Raw genomic sequence first — 17,435 nt, 5'->3', positions numbered from 1 at the left:
CCTTCCCTACCCTGAGAGTAGGGAAGGAGGCCTTCACGGACTTCCGAGCCGGTACGGTGCCGCACGTGACCGAGCACCGCAAGCTGCCGAAGGGGCCCCACAACCTCAGCCGTGACGAGGTCGCCGAGACCCAGCGCGCTCGACTGATCGACGCGGTACTGGAGAACACCGGCAAGCGCGGCTACGTCGCCACCACCGTCGGCCACATCACCGCCACGGCGGGCGTGTCCCGGACCTCGTTCTACGAACAGTTCACCGGCAAGCAGGACGCGTTCCTCGCCGCCTATCGCGAGATCACCACCGAGTTCATCACCCAGGGCGTCGCCGCGGGCGCCGAAGCAGCGACCCCGCTGGACGCCGTCTCCGCCTGCTGCGGCTTCCTCGTCGACTACGTGCACCGGCGTCCCATCGCCGTCCGCGCCGTCCTGCTGGAGATCTACGCGCTCGGCGACGCGGGGCTCGAAGTACGGGAGAACACCTTGCGCGCTGGGGAAGCCGTCTTCGACCGGACGGCGAGATGGCTGCGCGCCACCGATCCCGCGGTGCCGTCACCGCCGCCGTTCACCGCGCGCACGGTCGTCGCCGCCACCATCGAACTGATCACGCAGGCCATCTGGATCGGCACCGAAGACGCCTACGGCCAGGCGCGCGAAGCCGTCCGCTACACCTGGCTGCTCGGCTTGTTCGGGCACCGGAGCGTCGACGCCTAGCGAGCGAGACGCCGCCGCTCGAAGTCGACGATCAGTTTCGGGTACCGGCGCGGGAGCAGCCGGACGAGCCGGTCGACCAGTTTCGCGTCGTTCCCGACGAGCACCCGAGGCTTTCCTGCCTCGACCCCGTCGACGATGATGCGGGCGGCTTGGCCGGCCGGCATCTTCAGCAGCTTTTCGTTGTACACCCGGACGCGTTCCCGCTGTTCGGCGGTGGGCTCGATGCCGCGGGCCTCGGCTTCCTTCAACGCCGCCGAGGCGATGCCGGTCTTGACCCCGCCCGGGTGGACGACGGTCACCCGCACCGGATGCCCGGCCGCGATCATCTCGGTGCGCAGCGCTTCGGTGAAGCCGCGAACGCCGAACTTGCTGGCGCAGTAGGCACTGAGCGTCGGCTGGGCCATGAACCCGTTGAGACTGGAGACGTTGACGACCTGGCCGTCGCCGGAGTCGATCAGATGCGGCAGGAAAGCCTTGGTGCCGTTGATGACGCCGAAGAGGTTGACCGCGAGCGTGCGGTCGTACAGCTCCCAGTCGGCGTCGAGCACGGTCTGCCCGCCGCCGGCGATCCCCGCGTTGTTGTAGATCTGATGCACCACACCGAACTGCCCAGCGACGGCGGTCGCGTACTCCAGCACGGCCGTCCGGTCGCTGACGTCCAGCGTGGCGCCCTGCACTTCCGCGCCCAAGGCCTTGACCTCGGCGACGGTGTCGGCCAGCCCGCCTTCGTCCACATCGGACACCGCGAGCCGGGCACCGCGCCGCGCGAGTTCGAGGGCCAGCTGACGGCCGATGCCGGAACCGGCACCGGTGACGACGGCGACCTTGCCGCGAACACTGCTCATCGGGTTTCTCCCGCCGGGTCGAGGGCCACTTCGGCGGTCAGCTCGACGAGCCGCTCGATCAGGTCCGGGGCGATGTGGTGCCCCATTCCGGGGATTTCGACGTAGCGGGCACCCCTGATGGCCTTGGCCGTCGCCCGCCCCCCGCTGTGGTGGACCATGCGATCGGTGTCGCCGTGGACCACGACCGTCGGACAGGTGATGCGGGCGAGTTCGGCGGTGCGGTCGCCGCTGGTCTGGATCGCGCCGATCTGCCGGGCGATACCGCTGCGGGCGCGCCGTCCCCCTGCCCGTTCCCACAGGCCCTCGGCCCAGGCCGTTTCGACGTCCTTGTCCAGCGGGAACGTGGCCGAGCCGAGGTGACCCATCAACGACAGGTGCCCGACCACGGATTCCTCGACCGTCTGGGCGGGCCGCCTCGCCATGCGCAGCAACGTCGACTTCGCAGGCTGCCCGACGCGACGATGTCCAGTGGTGGAGAAGATCGACGTCAGCGACAGGACGCGGCCGGGGTTCCGGGCAGCGACCGTCTGGGCGATCATGCCGCCCATCGACATACCGACCAGATGCGCCTTCTCGACGTCCAGGTGGTCCAGCAGGCCGACGGTGTCCGCCGCCATGTAGCCCAGGTCGTAGGCGTCAGGGAGCGGCCGAGCCAGCAGTTGCCGGAGCTTGCCCGGATTCGGCGCCTTGATGCGATCCGAGCAGCCCGCGTCGCGGTTGTCGAACCGGATGACGCGGCAACCACGACCGATGAACCCCTCGATCAGCGGCCGCGGCCACGACGTGAGGTCGAGACCGAGACCGGCGATCAGCACCAGCGGTACACCGTCGGCCGGGCCGTCCTCGCGGTAGCAGATCCGCGGGCCGCCGGGCAGCTCGGCGAAGCTGTCGCTCATGAACTCACCGCTTCCCGGACCTCGGCGTGCGAAAAGTGCAGCTCCGGGTCGGTGATGTCGTCCGCGCGCAGCAGCTTGATGTCGGAGTGGTAGCTCATCGACGTCAGCCACGGCATGCGGTCACCCTGACGCGGGAGCTGGTCGAGAGCGCGCTGGACGTATCCGGCGGCGAAGTCCAGGAACGGCTTCGTCGGCATGTCCGGGTCGGCGACGACGGGACGGCAGACGTCATGGCCGTGGGCGTCCATATGCGCCAGCAGACGGCAGAAATGCTCGCACAGCAGGCCGATCTTGAGCGTCCACGACGAGTTCGTGTAGCCGATCGCGAACGCGGCGTTCGGCACGTCCGAAAGCATCATTCCCTTGTACGCGACGGTTTCCGGCAGGATCACCGGTTTGCCGTCGACGCTGAGCGTGGCCCCGCCGAACACCTGGAGGTTCAGGCCGGTGGCGGTGACGATGATGTCCGCCTCCAGCTCGCGCCCGGATTCGAGCAGAATCCCCTTTTCGGTGAAGGTCGCGATCTTGTCGGTGACGACGTCGGCCTGCCCCTTGCGGATGGCGGCGAACAGGTCACCGCCGGGCACGGCGCACAGCCGCTGGTCCCACGGGTCGTACGGCGGGTTGAAGTGCTCATCGACCGGATAGCCCTTGGGAAGCTGCTTCTTGTTGACGTAACGGATGAGCCCGCGGGCGGTCTTCGGGAACTTCTGGCAGAACTGCCAGACCGCCAGTCCCTTGCGGATGTTCTTGCGGCGAGTGAGCGCGTAGGCCCGCTCCTCGCCGAGGATCTTGCGCAGGCCGTTGGCGATCTTGTCCTCGCGCGGCACCGGCATGACGTAGGTCGGGGTGCGCTGCAGCATCGTCACGTGCGCCGCGGTGCCCGCCATCGCCGGGATCAGGGTGACCGCGGTGGCGCCGCTGCCGATCACGACGACGCGCTTGCCCGCGTAGTCGAGATCCTCGGGCCAGTGCTGCGGGTGCACGATCGTGCCGGCGAACCGGTCCCGGCCCTCGAAACGCGGGGTGAAGCCCTCGTCGTAGCGGTAGTAACCGCCCGCGTTGAACAGCCAGCCCGCGCTGAGGCTGGTGCGCTCGCCGGTGTCGGTCCGCTCGATCTCGAGCAGCCAGCGGGCCTCGTCGCTCGACCAGGCGGCCGAGAGCAGCTTGTGGTGGTAGCGGATGGCGGGTTCGAGGCCGTTCTCGGCGACCGTCTCGCGCAGGTACGACAGGATCCGGGGCGCGTCGGCGATGGACTGCTTGTCCCGCCACGGCTTGAACTCGTAGCCGAAGGTGTGGAGATCGGAGTCCGACCGGATGCCCGGGTAGCGGAACAGATCCCAGGTACCGCCGGACGCGCCGCGCGCCTCCAGGATGGCGAACGTCTTGCCAGGGTTCTCGGTCTTCAGGTAGCGCGCGGCCCCGATCCCGGAAATCCCGGCACCGATGATGACCACGTCGAGGTGCTCGACGGGTGTGCTCGTCGTCATGCGGTACTCCAGCCTCGTCTCGGTTGCCTCCACGATGCGGGGCAGGTGGGGAATTGCGCTAGCACTATCTGCACCATCATGATGGACCTATGGTGCAAAGTGCCGCATCGCCGTGGCCGACCCTGTCGCCCGAGGCGCGTGACCTCTTCCGGCGGGGCGCGGAGATCGTGCTGCATCCGCGTGCCGAATGGATCGAGGAGCTGCACGAGGCCTCGCTCGGCGGGGGCAGTATGCGCGCGGTCGCCGAGGACCCCGTGCTCACCGAGGGGACCAAACGCGCCAATCTGGCGAATCTGCTGCACTGGGCGGCCGCCAACGTGCAGCGCCCCGGTGAACGCGTCGCCGCCAACCTGAACCGGGAAGTGCTCGACGGCGCTCGCGACATGGTGCGGCGCGGCTTCGACTCCGGCGGCCTCGACGCCTACCGGCGGGCGCAGGGGGTGGCCTGGCGCCGGTGGATCGAGATCTGTTTCGACCTCACGTCGGACCCGGTCCTGCTCCGCGAACTGCTGGACGTCTCGTCGTTGTCGATCACCACGTTCATCGAGGACACCGTCGCCGCCGTGTCCGAACGGATGGCCGCCGAACGCTCGGAACTGACCCGCGGCGCCCACGCCGAGCGGCGGGCCACGGTCACCCTGCTGCTGGAAGGCGCGCCCATCAGCCGCTCGCGGGCCGAGGCCCAGCTCGGCTACCCGCTCGCCGGACCGCATACGGCCGCGATCGTCTGGAGCGGCTCGGCGACACCGTCGTCCCAGCAGCTCGAAACCGCCGCGGAAACGCTCATGCGGGCGAGCGGCGCTTCACACCGGCTGACCGTCGTCGCCAGCGCCGCCGCCCTGTGGGTCTGGCTGCCCGGCCGGACCCCGCCGCGCGCGGACCGGCTCGCCGAAGACCTCGCGCCGCACCCCGACGTCCGGGTCGCGCTGGGACGGCCCGGCAGCGGGATCGACGGATTCCGCCGCAGCCATCTGGACGCCGCCGCCACCCAGCGGATGCTCGCCCGGCTCACCTCGCCACAGCAGATCGCGCGGTACCAGGACATCCAGCTGCTCGCCCTGCTCACCGGCGATCCGGCGCAGGCGGGCGAATTCATCGCCGACACCCTCGGCGAACTCCGGCACGCCGACGCCGAGACCCGGGAGACGGTGCGGGCCTACGTGCACGAACTGGGCAACACGACACGGACCGCGGAACGGCTCTACACCCACCGGAACACCGTCGTCCGGCGGCTGGCACGGGCCGACGAACTGCTCCCCCTGCCGCTGGCGGAGAACGCGGTTGACGTGGCCGTCGCACTGGAAACGTTGCGGTGGCTGGGAAGCGGCGCGGGGTCGTAAGGCGAAGGTGCGGCCGTCGGTGGCCGTTCGGTCCAGGTGGTCGTGAGTGGCGTTTCGGGTTAGAACCCGAAACGCCACTCACGACCACCTGCGGGCGCACTCACCGGAGCCCTTGGTGTCGCGCGGTCCGACTCCCCTCACCACGAAAGCGGCAGGTCCAGGTTCCGGAGCATGGCGCGCTGTTCGGCGGTCAGCTCCCTCTCGACCGTGATGGTGAACGGGGGCGTTTCCTTGCGGGAGCGGAGGAAGTCGCTCCAGGCGATGCCCAGATTCGCCAGCCCGGTCAGCGAGCCGATGGACAGGCAGATGACCTCGAAGACCCCCATCTCCCCTGTGCTCCGCGAGCCCGCGAGGCTGATCGTCGCGGACCGCGTCACGCCGGCGTCGTCGCGGAGCCAGCTGTAGAACTCGGTCAGCGCTTGTTCGTCGCCGGCGGCGTTGATCGTCAGCTCCACGGGACCTCCCTCGAAGTGCTATCCCTACCAGTCGCCGCTCCGGCCCGGCGTGTAACAGGAATCGGCGCCGCCGGGCGAAACCTCTACATTGAAGGCATGGTTTCCATCGCCGAGAAGGCCACCCGGCTGCAGGAATTGCACGCCGCCCCCGAACTGCTGCTCGTCGTCAACGTGTGGGACGCGATCACCGCGAAGGTCGTCGCCGAAACCCCTGGTACACAAGCTCTCGCCACCCCGAGCCACGGTATCGCCGCCGCCCGCGGCTACCCCGACGGCGAGGTGATCCCCCGCGACGAGATGATCGCCGAGGTCGCCCTGATCGTCCGGGTGGCGGGCGACCTGCCGGTCACAGCGGACCTGGAAGCGGGTTACGGCGACCCGGGCGGCACGGTCGCCCGCGCGATCGAGGCGGGCGCGGCCGGCTGCAACCTCGAAGACCAGATGAAACCACTGGACGAGTCGGTCAAGGCCGTCGAGGCCGCGGTCGCCGCCGCCCAGTCCGCCGGGATCGACTTCGTGCTCAACGCCCGCACCGACGCCTTCCTCCGGGCGGGCGACCGTGACCCCGAGGAGGTGCTGGCCGACGCGATCACCCGGGGCCGCGCGTACCTGGACGCCGGCGCGTCGAACGTCTTCGTGCCCGGCAAGCTCGACGAGACCCAGGTCGGCAGGCTGGTCGAGGCGCTGGGCGAGCGCAAGGTGAACCTGATCGGCGTCCCGGGCTCGATCCCGCTGGCCACCGCGCAGAAGCTCGGCGTCTCCCGGGTGTCCTACGGGCCGTTCAGCCAGAACGTCGCGCTCACCGCGCTGGCGAAGCTCGCCGAGGACGTCTATGCCGGCGGCGGCCTGCCCGCCGACATGCGCAAGCTGAACTGAGCGAGCCGGGGCCCGTCACAGTAGGGTCCCACGCATGGTGCGTGGAGTCGGCCGGACGGAAGGCATCCTGCTGGCCGGCTCCGTGGTCGTCGTGCTCGTGGTGACCGGTGTCCTGGCCAGGTCCCCCGGCACCTGGCTGCTGGAAGTCGTCTGGGTGCTGATCGGGCTGCCGCTGGTGGTGGCCCTGCGCAAGCGCTTTCCCTTGACCCGCTTGCTGTGCTGGCTACTGGTGCTGCACGCGATCGTGCTGTGTTACGGCGGGCAGTACACCTACGCGGAGACCCCGGCCGGGGAATGGGTGCAGGGGCTGATGGACACTCAGCGGAACAACTACGACCGGTTCGCCCACGTCGTCCAGGGTTTCGTCCCGGCGATCGCCGTGCGCGAGGTGCTGCTGCGCCGGACCCCGCTGCGGCCCGGCGCCTGGGTCGCGTTCCTGACCGTCAGCGTCTGCGTGACGATCGCCGCCGGTTTCGAGTTCGTGGAATGGTTCAGCGCGATGGTCGCCGGTGCGGGCGCGGACGATTTCCTCGGCACCCAGGGAGATGTCTGGGACACGCAGTGGGACATGTTCCTCTGCCTGTGCGGCGCGGTGCTCTCCCTGCTGATCTGGCGCAGGGTGCACGATCGGCAACTTTCGGGTGCTTGAGCGTCGCCGGTACCATTCAACGAATCGCCTGTAATCCAGGTAACCCGGCAACGATCTCCTGTTCTGCGTGTCCGGCACGGCAGATACGGTCCTCGGCATGACTCTGCGAGCCGCGGCGGTGCGGCGGAAACCGGTCGCCGATCTGATCGCCGACAGTGATCACGGCACGCTGAAGCGATCCCTCGGCCTTGGGCAGCTGACCATGCTCAGCATCGGCGCGACGCTGGGCAGCGGGATCTTCGTCGTGCTCGGCGAAGCGGTCCCCGTGGCGGGCCCCGCGGTCGTGCTGTCGTTCGTGCTCGCCGGCATCACCGCGCTGTTCTCGGCGCTTTCCTACGCCGAGCTCGCCGGAATGATCCCGGTGTCCGGTTCGTCCTACTCCTACGCGTACGCCACGCTCGGCGAGCTGGTCGCCTGGGTCTGCGGCTGGTGCCTGGTGCTCGAGTACGGCGTCTCGGTGGCGTCGGTGGCCGTCGGCTGGGGGCAGTACCTCAACGAACTGCTGCGGCTGACGTTCGGTTTCGCCATCCCCGACGCGTTCAGCCAGCCGCCGGGCTCGGGCGGGATCGTCAACGTCCCGGCCATCCTCGTCGTGCTGCTCGCCATGTTCCTGTTGCTGTCCGGCGCGAAGGAGAGCGCGCGGGCCAACGCGATCATGGTCGTGATCAAGGTCGGCACGCTGGTGCTGTTCTGTGCGATCGCGTTCTCGGCGGTGCGGGCGGCGAACTTCACCCCGTTCCTGCCGCTCGGCCTGGCCGGACTGAGCGCCGGTGCCGCGAAGCTCTTCTTCTCCTACATCGGCTTCGACGCGGCGTCGACCGCGGGCGAGGAGGCGAAGAACCCGCAGCGGGACCTGCCGAGGGCGATCCTGCTCTCGCTCGCCATCGTCACCGTGCTGTACTGCCTTGTCGCCGTGGCCGCGGTCGGCGCGTTGCCGTGGCAGGACTTCGACGGCCAGGAGGCCGCACTCTCGCACGTGCTCGGCGCCGTGTCCGACAATCCGCTGTGGGCCGGGCTGCTCGCCGTCGGCGCGATCGTGGCGATCTCCAGTGTCGTGCTGACCGTCCTCTACGGACAGACGCGCATCCTCTTCTCGATGTCCCGCGACGGACTGGTGCCCGCCTCTCTGTCCAAAGTGGATCCCAAGACCGGCACGCCCCGGATCAACACCCTGGTGGTCTCCGGCTTCGTCGCGGCGCTGGCCGCGTTCATCCCACTCGGGAAACTGGCCGACGCCACCAGTATCGGCACGCTGTTCGCCTTCGGGCTGGTGAACGTCGCCGTCCTGCTGCTGCGAAAGCGGCAACCGGAGGCCCCGCGTTCGTTCCGCGTGCCGTTCTCCCCCGTGACGCCGGTCCTCGGGGTGCTGTGCTGCGGCTACATGATGCTCAGCCTCGACGGCGAGACCTGGATCGTCTTCGCCGGCTGGATGGCGCTCGGCCTGCTCATCTACTTCGGTTACAGCATGCGCCGATCCCGGCTGGCCGCGGATTCGCCCGTTCGCCGCCATAATTCCTAGCCTGTACAGCCGCAGTCCGGGCCTGATCATTGAATGACGGTGATCGGTGGGGGACACTTCCGTCCGACCCACGGAAAACCCTACCGTGAACCGAGGTCCTTATGCGCCGATATGGCATTACCGTGCTGACCGCGTGCCTCGCCCTGTCCCTCACCCCATTCCCCGTCTCCGCTCAAGAGACGGCGACCGCCCGAGCCTCCTTCTGTTATGAAGAACCCGTACAACCGAAAGCCGATGTAAGTGACATAAAGGCCGGTTTCCAGTCCACGAAGTGGCTGCAGACGATCCAAGCCGTGTACAAGCGGCGCTGGCCGAGCGGCGAAGGCCTCGCGATCGCCCAGGCCAAGGACAAGTACTTCAGCCAGTTCGTCAACAAGACCAGCTTCAACGCGCTCGCGGAGTCCCTGATGGTGGCGATCCACGAAGAGACCCACATGTGGGACCTGGATCCTTCGAGAACATCGTGGGACGTGTACGTCTCGGCGTGGATCGACGCTTCTCGCAAGGCGATGAAGGTCCCGATCCACGGCGGATTCCCCCGTCGCGAAATCCTGCCGCTGATCACGGATGATCTCACGCGTTCGATGGACGACATCTACCTGCGGGATCAGCAGCAGGGCTCGTATCGGATCCAAGGAGTCATCGCGGAACTCAACGCCGGGCTCATGGGATTGCCCGCGGCGACGGTCGTCGCGGAGTACATCCAGGGCGTGGGCGCGAGCAATTCGCGGGACATCGCGGCGACGAACCTGCGCTACCTTCAGCTCTACCTTCGCGTCGCCAAGACCGAACATCCCGATTACTGGGCCAAGATCAAGGCCCAGCCCGAATTGCGCGAATTGGTACTCATCGAATTCCTCCGTACCGCCTACTGGCTGGATCAATCCGCGCCCCACGCCGCCAAACTCGGCAGCGCGGACGTGGCCAAGATCGTCGCCAAGAACTATGCCCCGGAGAACATCGCGATCATCGAGGAGTTCACCGGAGCCAAGGTGAACACGGGTTCGGCCAGGAACTGCACACTCTGACGCCGCGCACGGCTCGCCGGTGACGGACCCGGGTCCGTCACCGGCGAGCCGTCCCGTCACGGCACGAACACCGGCTGGTCCAGCACCCAGAGCCAGGACCCGTCCGGCTGACGGCGGGCGACCTCGATGGTCGCCTCACCGGTGGTCAGCGTGGACGCCGTGAGCGCCAGGTCGCCGCCCACCAGCGCCGGATGCTGCCTGCCCGGCAGGAGTTCCGGCGCGGCCGCGACGAACTCCTCGTACACCTTGCGGATCTCCGCGTGCCCCGTCGCGATGTTGCCCGGCGGGAACGCCAGTACGGCGCCCGGTTCGTACAACGCCACCAGTCCGTCGACATCGCCCGCGTTGCCTCGCTCGATGAACAACTTGCCCAGATCGTTCGGCTCGGTGGCCACAGTCCTGCTTGTCATGAGGGTGAGCCTCGCAGCCAATCACGACATCCTGTGTCGTGTATTCCGCTAGAGTTCCGGCCATGCGCGCCGACCGGCTGGTCTCACTGGTGTTGCTGTTGCGACACCGCGGCCGCCTGTCCGCGACCACGCTCGCGCGCGAACTGGAGGTCTCCACCCGCACCGTGCTCCGTGACATCGAGGCGCTGTCGGCGGCAGGTGTCCCGGTGTACGCCGAACGCGGCAGGCACGGCGGTTTCGGATTGCTGCCCGGTTTCCGGACCGAACTCACCGGGCTGAACCACGACGAGGCGCTCGCGCTGCTGATCGCCGGATCACGGCGCGGCGCTCAGGCGTTCGGCCTCGGCTCGGCACTCGCGTCGGCCATGCTCAAGGTGGTCGACGCGCTACCGGAAGGCCAGCGGGACACCGCGGCGGGCGCGGCCCGGCGCCTGCTCATCGACCCGGAGACCGATCTGCTCTCGCGCCGGGTGCCCGCCGAGGAGGTGCCGGACGCCGTCGTCTCCGAGGTCCGGCGCGCGGTGTTCGCGGGACACAAACTGCGTATCCACTACGCGGCCGAGGGCCGGGCACCGCGGTGGCGCACGGTGGATCCGATCGGTCTGGTCACCGTCCGGGATCGGGGATATCTGCTGGCCACGAGGTCCGGTGAGGACCGCACCTACCGGCTGTCCCGGGTGCGGGCCGCCGAGGAGCTCCCCGAACCCGCGCAACGCCCGGACCGGGTGGACCTGGACCGGACCTGGCAGGAACGCGGCACACGGTTCCGGAGCGGCGGGGACCAGGTCGCCGTGTCGGTGCTGGTGGATCCGGTGCGGCGGGACGAACTGGTGGGCACCGCGCTGGCCGTACTCACGGAAGAAGCCGCCGAGGACGGCCGTCTGCGCATGGAGGTGACCTTCCAGGACGCGCGTCACGCCGAATGGGCGTTGTGGCAACTCGCCACGGACGCGGAGGCCCTTGAGCCGCCTTGGTTACGCGCCTCCTTGCGGGACCGGGCCGAGGCGATCACCAGCCGTTATGGCGGCGGTCGAGGCCGGCCTGACTGACCACAGTGGACAGTCGAGGACGGGATCCGCGCGTGCTTTTGAGACCAACGTCAAGTTGAGCCCGCCGGCCGGGACGGGATAATCCGGCCATGACGAACGCCGCCCTGGGAAAGGCAGCCACGACGTTCAAGGTGCTGCTGAAGGGTTATCGCGTCCGAGCCGGCCTCACGCAGGAGGAACTCGCCGAGGGGTCCGGGGTGAGTGTCCGCGCCATCAGCGACATGGAGCGCGGGATCGCCAAAAGCCCGCAACGCCGGACGATCGAAGCGCTTGCCGCGCCACTGTCCTTGACCGACGAAGAGCTGACGGGCCTGCAGAAGGTCGCGCGGCAGGGCCGCGCCCCCGCGCCCGCACCCGCCGGGATCACCGGCGCGCACCTGATCGGCATCCTGCCGGCGGACGTCGACGACCTCACCGGCCGCGAAGGCGATCTCGACGCGTTGTGCGCCCTTTCCGCGGATCTGGGCGGCGGTCGCCGCAGGTCCGGACGGGTCGCGATCCTGAGCGGACCTCCCGGGACCGGCAAGACCACCCTCGCGGTCCGCGTGGCGCACAACCTCGCCGCGGAGTTCCCCGGCGGCAGGCTTTTCCTGAAGCTGCGCGGGATGTCCGCCGAGCAGGCGAACCCGGCGGACGTGCTGCATCTGATCCTGCGCTCGCTGGGCGTCGACGCCGTCCGCATCCCGGCCGATCAGGAGGACCGGATGAGCCTGTGCCGCTCCCTCCTGCACGACCGGGCCACCCTGATCGTCCTCGACGACGCGGCCGACGAGGCTCAGGTCCGGCCGCTGCTGGTCGGCGGGCCGCGGTGTCTCACCCTGGTCACCAGCCGTCAGATGCTGGTGGGGCTGGAAGGCGCGAACAGGCTCGCCCTCGACGTGTTCGGCGAGGACGACGCGGTCGCCCTGCTGTCGACCATCATCGGGGCGGACAGGGTCGCGAGGGAGCCACGGGAGGCACTCGAACTGGTCGATCTGTGCGGGCGGCTGCCGCTGGCGCTGCGGATCGCGGGCAACCGGCTGGCGAGCCGCCCGACCTGGCCGCTGTCGCGTCTGGTGGATCAGCTCCGGGACCGCGGCAGACGGCTGACCACGCTAACCGCCGGCGATCTCGACGTCCGCAGCGTCTTCGAACTGTCGTACCGCCAGCTCAGCCCGAACGCCGCCGCGGTGTTCCGGCGGCTGTCTCTCGTCCCGGCCGCGGACTTTTCGGTGGGGGCCGCGATGACGCTCATCGAAGCGGCCGACGAGGACGACGCCGCCGTGTTCCTGGAGGAACTGACCGACGCGAGCCTGCTGCAGACGTCGCAGGAGAACGGCCGGTACCAGTTCCACGACCTCCTGCGGGTCTTCGCGACCGAACGGCTGTCCCGCGAGGAGGCCCCCGAGGTCGTCGAAGCGGCGGAAACCCGGCTGGCCGATTGGCTGGTGCGCACCGCGACGGCGGCGGGCCGCTACTTCCACCCGACCGACGGAGTCAGCCCCCTCCCGGTCGCGACGCCGTCGTTCGGCGACCATTCCGGAGCGGGCAGGTGGCTCGAGGTCGAACTGAAGAACTGGCACGCCGCGGTCAAAAGCGTCGCCTCACGCGGTGACCACCGGCCGGTGCTCGACCTGGCCGAGTCCATGCACTGGTACTCGGAGATCGGCGGGACCGCGAGTACCTGGTACGACGTGTTCGAACTCGCCGTGAACGCGGCCATCGCGCTCGGCAGCGACCGGGAGGAAGCGGTCCACCGGAACTATCTGTCCTGGGTGCAGGCCTCGCTGTGCGATCAGGCGGAAGAAGCCGTCCGGACGGCCCGGCTGGCCTGGGACGCCGCGGTCAAGGCGGGCGACCGGCGCGAACAGGGCTGGGCGCGGGTGTACCTGACGAGCGCGCATGCCCGCGAGACGTCGCCCGAACTCTTCGACGAGGCGGTGCGACTGTTCGAGGAGGCGGGCTATCCGCTCGGGGTCCATGTGGCACGGACGATGCGGGCCTCGTACCGGTACCGGGAGGGCCGGTTCGACGAGGCCGCCGAAGAGTTCGACGCCTGCGTCCGCTACTTCGCGCCGGAACACGGTGGCTCGCGTACTCCGGTGGACGACACCAACTACGCGTACGTGCTGTTGCGTTCGGCCCAGAACCTGGCCGCGCTCGACGCTGCCGATCGGGCACTCACCCAGTGCGAGACGGCACTCGGCCTGTTCCGTCGTCACGGCGCGGCCATGGGCCAGGCCCGCGCGCTGCAGGAGACCGGACGCTTCATGCGACGCCAGGGCGACCACGCGAACGCGCGCCGCCGGTTGTCCGAGGCCGAGGAACTCTACGAACGCATCGGACTGACACAGGCTCAGATCGACACGCTCAACGAAAGGGCGGCGTTGTCCGAGGAGATGGACGACCCGGCATCGGCCCGCGCGGACAGGGAGCGCGCGCGGGGTCTCCGTGACCGGCTCGGTCGTTCCGAAGCGGTCAAACCGAACTACGGTTCCTAGCTGACGTTGGTCCGCCGGCACGCCGAGGCCGGCTCGGGATGGGGCGCACCGGCCGATCGCCGGTATCCCGTCGACCTCGGCGTGCGCGGGGACGTCGCGGACGACCCGGTCCAGGCGCGGGGTCCGGCGGCCGAAGCCCCAGCCTGGGTTTCGTTGTCCAGGACCGGTTCGCCGGAGGGTTCCGGTTCGAAGCCCGGTGGCTGTGTCCGGGTGGCCATCGGCTTCGTGTCGCCGCTGAACAACTGGCACAAACCCAGGCCGGTAGGACATCCGGGTCCATGCAGCCTTACCGGTAGAACGGGGCGTCGATTTCTGCTGGTTGCCTCGTCTTGCTCTCGCCGGTTCCGGAGTTGGCGCGGCCGCTCGGCCCTGGGCCTGTGGGCACCTGATGGTGAGCCGGGAGTCCTTTATGGACTTCAGGATCGAGCGTGGCAGGTAGTGAAGGCCTCCTTCACTACCCTGAGGGTAGGCAAGGAGGCCTTCACGGAGCGTCGGGACGTGGACATGCCGAGGGGCCCGTCGCCGGTGTGGCTGGCGGGCTCTTCGGGGTTCAGCGGTGGTGCAGGGTGTTGTGTCGGGGTTGTCGGAGCGGATCTCGGTATTGGGGTGGGATGAATTCCGGTAGCCCGTCGGCTGTCATGCGGGCTTGCCAGTCGCCGTGGTGGATCAGCCGGTGATGGAAACCGCACAGCAGCACCAGATTCCGAAGATCCGTCGGGCCACCATCTTCCCAATGGTGAATGTGATGAGCGTGGCAGTACTTCGGCTTCCACAGTTACTGCGGCAACTCGGGAAGGAAAGTCTCGGAAACCCCTCAACAATACCGCGAAACAATCGAACAAGCGTTCGTAATTTTGAGCGACAAGCGAAACGCACGAACAACACTGAAGGGTGAACCGGCCACCGAGCTGCATCACCTAGAGCAAGGCGGCCGAAAACCCTCGCACTTAGTCGACTAATTACGAAGAGAACCACCGGAAGGGGTAGTCGGTGGCCCATGCCTGCCAGGTGCGGCACTGCCGCTGTACTCCTTGAGATCGGCGACCAGTCCCGCCACATCGGGCACGTTCTCGAACCGGCGCCGGTGCACGTCGGCGATCTTCGCGCCGATCTCCGAATCCGGGTCGTCGGTGATGTCGTGGGACACGAACGTGTCGATCAGCGGAAGTCCGGACCGGTCCATTTCGAGATGCGCCGGATGATTCACGTATTCCTCGTAAGCCTCGATGTCTTCGAGCACCGTGACGGCGCCGTAATCGAATTCACCGCCGAAGTCAGGGCTGACGGCACGTGATTTGATAGCGGGAATGGTGTGGATGTGCTCGCCCATCCGCGCGAGCCCCGCGGCCTTTTCCTCCTCGGAGACGCCTGCCTTGAGCGTGAACCGGACGCAGTGGTAGATCATCGGGGTTCCCTTTCACACAGACAGGAAATCGGCGGCGTGGTCGCGGGCGAAGTCGGCGACGTCGCGCGCGCGTTTTCCGGTCAGGTCGGTGACGGCCGTGTGCACTTCGGCGGCTTCGCCCCTGGCGTAGTGCGCGTAGTCCTCGATGAGACCGTCGATCTGCCACGGCGGGAGCAACCCGGTCAGCGCCGCGGCGAACTGGTCGGCGGAGGTGTCGTGGAAGGTGACGTTCCGCCCCATGGCGGCCGAGAGCGCCTGGGCGATCTCGCCGTGGGTCACCGCACGCGGTCCGGTCAGCGTGTAGGTCCGGCCGGCGTGCCCCGTACCGGTCAGCACGGCCGCGGCGGCGTCCGCGATGTCCCTGGTGTCCACGGCGCTGACGGCGGCGTCGCCGATGGGTGCGGCGAAGGATCCCTGCGCGATGGTGCCGGCGAAGGCGAGCAACGCCTGCAAATAGAGATTGGGACGCAGCACGGTGTGCTCGATCCCGAGTGATCGGACGTGCGCCTCGACTTCGGCGTGCCAGCGCAGGAACCGCACCGGTGAGTCGGCGCGCGCCGCGTACTGCGAGAGCAGCACGAGCCGGTTCACACCCGCCTCCCGGGCGAGGTCGGCGAACCGGATCTGGAGCGAGGCGGCGTCGGGAGCGGAAGGGCTGTTGAGGAACGCCGCGTCGACGCCTTTCAGTGCCGCGGCGACCGCTTCCGGGTCACGCAGGTCGGCGACGACGGTCTCGGCGCCGGGAACGGAACGACCGGGGTCCCGGGTCATCGCGCGGACGGCGACGCCGCGGGCTCGCAGGGCGGGGATCAGGGCGGTTCCGATGGTTCCGGTCGCGCCGGTCACCACTACAGTGTCCATTGTGGAATATCCTTTCTCGACAAAGTTCAGTTACGGGTTCTGGTTGCGGAGACGAGTGACACCGCGAGGGCGATGACGACGAGCACGGCTTCACCGAGGAACGCGGTCGTGAACGAGATTTCCCCGTGCGTCCCCGCGGCGCCGATGGCGATTCCGGCGAGCGCGGCCAGCCCGACCGCGCCGCCCAGTTGCTGCGCGGCGTTCACCAGGCCGCTGAGCAGACCCGACTCGCCGTCCGCGCTGTCGCGGACCGCCATCGCGGTGGCGTTGACGGCACCAAGGCCGAGCCCGGTGCCGATCAGCAGGAACGCGCCCAGCAGGCTGACGGAGAAGCCGCTGGTCGTCGGATCCCCTGCCAGCCAAAGGAATCCCGCGAGCAGGACGGCGAGGGCGGACGGCAGCGCGCGGGCGAGCCCGATCCGTTTCGCCAGTATCGGCGCGAGCACACTGCCCACGATGATCATGACGGCGAGCGGGAGCTGGGCCATGCCGGTCGCCAGCGGGCTCATCCCGAGTACGTCCTGCTGGTACTGGGGCAGGAAGAAGAACAGGCTGGTCAGGGTTCCGCCGATCAGCACCATCACCAGGTTCGCGGTGACCACCGGCTTCCGGCGGAACACGCCCAGCGGGACCAGTGGGCGCGAGGAACGCCGCTCGACGAACACGAACGCCGTCAGGGAAACGAGTCCCGCCACGAGACCGGCGACCGTGCCGGGCGCGGTCCAGCCGGCGTCGGAAGCCGAGACCATGCCCAGCGCGACCCCGGAGATCCCGAGGGTGATCGTGACGGCGCCCAGGGCGTCGAACCGGCCCGGCCTGCCGGGCACCGGCGGCACGGCGCGCCACACGACGATCGCCCCGACGGCGCCGAACGGCACCGGGGTCACGAACACCGCCTGCCAGCCGAGCAGTTCGGTCAGCGTTCCGCCGAGGAAGACGCCGACGAGACTGCCCGCCCCCGCGACCGCGCCCCAGATCCCCATCGCGCGCGTGCGTTCCGCGGGCGACGAGTAGAGGCCGAGGACGAGTGAGAGCGCGGCGGGCATCAGGACCGCCGCCCCGATTCCCTGCCCGATCCGCCCGGCGATCAGCAGCCCGCCGCTGGTGGCGAGCGCGCAGAAGGCCGACGCCGCGAGATAGACGGCCATTCCGGCCAGGAACACCCTCCTGGCCCCGAGCACGTCGGCGAGACGGCCACCGAGCAGCAGCAGGCCCGCGAACGTCACCAGGTAGCTGTCCACGACCACCGTGAGTTCGGCGGCGCTGAGCGCCAGGCCCTGCCGGATCGTGGACCCGGCGAGGTTCACCATGGCGGCGTCGAGGATGACCAGGAACATGGCGCTCGCCAGGCCGAGCATCGCCACCCCGCGTGAGATCCGTTTCGTCGCTCGTACTGTCATGCCGCCACGATCGCGCGGGAAC

At 69.0% G+C, this 17,435-nt stretch carries 16 protein-coding genes and 1 pseudogene; 8 read left to right on the top strand and 9 right to left on the bottom strand.

Annotated elements, in window-relative coordinates:
- Nucleotides 1-65 precede the first annotated feature (65 nt).
- Nucleotides 66-710 carry a TetR/AcrR family transcriptional regulator gene (locus AC069I_RS21460; protein WP_478227441.1) on the top strand — a complete coding sequence of 215 codons (645 nt, stop codon included), beginning with the start codon at nt 66-68 and terminating at the stop codon, nt 708-710.
- Here the strand turns inward: AC069I_RS21460 and AC069I_RS21455 are convergent.
- Genes AC069I_RS21455 through AC069I_RS21445 form a run of 3 tightly spaced genes read right to left on the bottom strand, consistent with a single transcriptional unit; the run spans nt 707 to nt 3,941 of the window.
- On the bottom strand, nt 707-1,555 hold the full coding sequence (locus AC069I_RS21455) for an SDR family NAD(P)-dependent oxidoreductase (RefSeq protein ID WP_478227442.1): 849 nt from the start codon (nt 1,553-1,555) through the stop codon (nt 707-709). The genes AC069I_RS21460 and AC069I_RS21455 overlap by 4 nt on opposite strands.
- Nucleotides 1,552-2,451 (bottom strand): alpha/beta fold hydrolase, encoded by a 900-nt coding sequence (locus AC069I_RS21450; protein ID WP_478266257.1) that lies wholly within the window; start codon nt 2,449-2,451, stop codon nt 1,552-1,554. Before AC069I_RS21450 ends, AC069I_RS21455 begins: the two co-directional genes overlap by 4 nt.
- A complete protein-coding gene (locus AC069I_RS21445; RefSeq protein ID WP_478266256.1) occupies nt 2,448-3,941 on the bottom strand; it encodes a flavin-containing monooxygenase in 1,494 nt (497 codons plus the stop codon). The genes AC069I_RS21450 and AC069I_RS21445 overlap by 4 nt, the downstream gene beginning before the upstream one ends.
- 89 nt (nt 3,942-4,030) lie before the next feature.
- Here AC069I_RS21445 and AC069I_RS21440 point away from each other — a divergent pair, with 89 nt between their 5' ends.
- Nucleotides 4,031-5,281, top strand: coding sequence for a PucR family transcriptional regulator (locus AC069I_RS21440; RefSeq protein ID WP_478266255.1), 1,251 nt, complete (start codon nt 4,031-4,033; stop codon nt 5,279-5,281).
- A gap of 137 nt (nt 5,282-5,418) precedes the next feature.
- Here the strand turns inward: AC069I_RS21440 and AC069I_RS21435 are convergent, their stop codons facing one another.
- The gene (locus AC069I_RS21435; protein WP_478266254.1) at nt 5,419-5,736 is read right to left on the bottom strand and encodes an effector-associated constant component EACC1; all 318 of its coding nucleotides are present in this window, start codon (nt 5,734-5,736) and stop codon (nt 5,419-5,421) included.
- A gap of 96 nt (nt 5,737-5,832) precedes the next feature.
- Here AC069I_RS21435 and AC069I_RS21430 point away from each other — a divergent pair, with 96 nt between their 5' ends.
- The 4 genes from AC069I_RS21430 to AC069I_RS21415 all read left to right on the top strand — a co-directional run bounded on the left by AC069I_RS21430 (nt 5,833) and on the right by AC069I_RS21415 (nt 9,808).
- Nucleotides 5,833-6,612, top strand: a complete 780-nt coding sequence (locus tag AC069I_RS21430; RefSeq protein ID WP_478227447.1) for an isocitrate lyase/PEP mutase family protein — start codon at nt 5,833-5,835, stop codon at nt 6,610-6,612.
- Between the two features lie 34 nt (nt 6,613-6,646).
- Nucleotides 6,647-7,261 (top strand): DUF2238 domain-containing protein, encoded by a 615-nt coding sequence (locus AC069I_RS21425; RefSeq protein WP_478227448.1) that lies wholly within the window; start codon nt 6,647-6,649, stop codon nt 7,259-7,261.
- A gap of 97 nt (nt 7,262-7,358) precedes the next feature.
- Nucleotides 7,359-8,780, top strand: a complete 1,422-nt coding sequence (locus AC069I_RS21420; protein WP_478227449.1) for an amino acid permease — start codon at nt 7,359-7,361, stop codon at nt 8,778-8,780.
- A 293-nt stretch (nt 8,781-9,073) separates the two neighbouring features.
- Nucleotides 9,074-9,808: a hypothetical protein gene (locus AC069I_RS21415; RefSeq protein WP_478227450.1), complete on the top strand. Its 735-nt coding sequence runs from the start codon at nt 9,074-9,076 to the stop codon at nt 9,806-9,808.
- A gap of 56 nt (nt 9,809-9,864) precedes the next feature.
- Here AC069I_RS21415 and AC069I_RS21410 read toward each other — a convergent pair whose 3' ends face one another.
- Nucleotides 9,865-10,203: a YybH family protein gene (locus AC069I_RS21410; protein ID WP_340688774.1), complete on the bottom strand. Its 339-nt coding sequence runs from the start codon at nt 10,201-10,203 to the stop codon at nt 9,865-9,867.
- A 77-nt stretch (nt 10,204-10,280) separates the two neighbouring features.
- Here AC069I_RS21410 and AC069I_RS21405 point away from each other — a divergent pair, with 77 nt between their 5' ends.
- On the top strand, nt 10,281-11,267 hold the full coding sequence (locus AC069I_RS21405) for a helix-turn-helix transcriptional regulator (protein ID WP_478227451.1): 987 nt from the start codon (nt 10,281-10,283) through the stop codon (nt 11,265-11,267).
- A gap of 89 nt (nt 11,268-11,356) precedes the next feature.
- The gene (locus AC069I_RS21400; RefSeq protein ID WP_478266253.1) at nt 11,357-13,747 is read left to right on the top strand and encodes a helix-turn-helix domain-containing protein; all 2,391 of its coding nucleotides are present in this window, start codon (nt 11,357-11,359) and stop codon (nt 13,745-13,747) included.
- A gap of 550 nt (nt 13,748-14,297) precedes the next feature.
- On the opposite strand, the pseudogene AC069I_RS21395 reads toward AC069I_RS21400, so the two are convergent.
- From AC069I_RS21395 to AC069I_RS21380, 4 genes and pseudogenes are all read right to left on the bottom strand, one after another.
- A pseudogene (locus AC069I_RS21395) lies at nt 14,298-14,516 on the bottom strand (HNH endonuclease signature motif containing protein); the annotation flags it as partial.
- Nucleotides 14,517-14,702: 186 nt separating this feature from the next.
- Nucleotides 14,703-15,152 carry a Dabb family protein gene (locus tag AC069I_RS21390; RefSeq protein WP_478227453.1) on the bottom strand — a complete coding sequence of 150 codons (450 nt, stop codon included), beginning with the start codon at nt 15,150-15,152 and terminating at the stop codon, nt 14,703-14,705.
- Nucleotides 15,153-15,164: 12 nt separating this feature from the next.
- Nucleotides 15,165-16,013: an SDR family oxidoreductase gene (locus tag AC069I_RS21385; protein ID WP_478227454.1), complete on the bottom strand. Its 849-nt coding sequence runs from the start codon at nt 16,011-16,013 to the stop codon at nt 15,165-15,167.
- A 26-nt stretch (nt 16,014-16,039) separates the two neighbouring features.
- Nucleotides 16,040-17,413 (bottom strand): MFS transporter, encoded by a 1,374-nt coding sequence (locus AC069I_RS21380; protein WP_478227455.1) that lies wholly within the window; start codon nt 17,411-17,413, stop codon nt 16,040-16,042.
- Between the last annotated feature and the right edge of the window lie 22 nt (nt 17,414-17,435).

This window comes from Amycolatopsis sp. NPDC043885 (assembly GCF_056435685.1).
This window is presented reverse-complemented; position numbering and strand designations above follow the sequence as displayed.